Origin of the sequence: Herbaspirillum sp. C7C8 (assembly GCF_022627875.1) — a bacterium.
In the GTDB taxonomy this organism is placed as follows: domain Bacteria; phylum Pseudomonadota; class Gammaproteobacteria; order Burkholderiales; family Burkholderiaceae_D; genus Herbaspirillum.
This window is the reverse complement of sequence record NZ_JABXGG010000053.1, coordinates 1-668: the sequence shown is the minus strand read 5'-3', so window position 1 is coordinate 668 and position 668 is coordinate 1. Positions and strand designations below refer to the sequence as shown.

The following is a 668-nucleotide window of genomic DNA, read 5'->3' as shown; positions in this document are numbered from 1 at the left end:
TCCGTGATGGCCATGGCCAGCAAGTCCATGGCCTGCGCCAGATACTGGCCGTGGAAGTTGCCACCGGAAATGATTTCGAAACCTTCGCCCTCTTCCTTGTTGAAGATCAGCGGATTGTCGGTGGCAGAGTTGATCTCCTTCCCGATGATGGTATCGATGTAGTCCAGTGCATCGAAGACCGGTCCATACACTTGCGGTGCGCAGCGCAGCGAATAGACGTCCTGGATGCGCGCGGTATAAGGGATATCGGTGCGACGCAGTTCATCGGGCAATTGCACCGCGCGTGCTTCATGCGTGGTACGGGTGGAGCCGTTGAGCAGAGTGCGGATGACTTCGGCCGTCTTGATCTGCCCCGCATGCGGACGCGCCATCTGAATGCGCGGATCGAAGGCCGACATCTCGGCCCGCATCGCTTCCAGCGTCAGCCCCAGCGACAGGCAGGCGTCGGTGAGCAGGTGGCGTGCATCGTGGGCCGCCAGGATGGCCACGGCTAGCGAAGCGGTGCAACCATTGATGAGGGCCGAAGCATCCTTGGCCTTGAGGTCGAATTTCACCGGAGCGATACCGGCCTGCTCAATCGCTTGCGTGGCCCGCATGCGTTGGCCGCGATACATCACTTCGGCCTCATCGAATCCGGCAATGGCCGCCGCCAGATAAGCCAGCGGCGC

1 protein-coding gene is annotated in these 668 nt (G+C 61.4%); it reads right to left on the bottom strand.

Annotated elements, in window-relative coordinates:
- Positions 1 to 668: aromatic amino acid ammonia-lyase (locus tag HWE01_RS22590; protein WP_241822953.1), on the bottom strand; the 668-nt coding region annotated here is incomplete at both ends.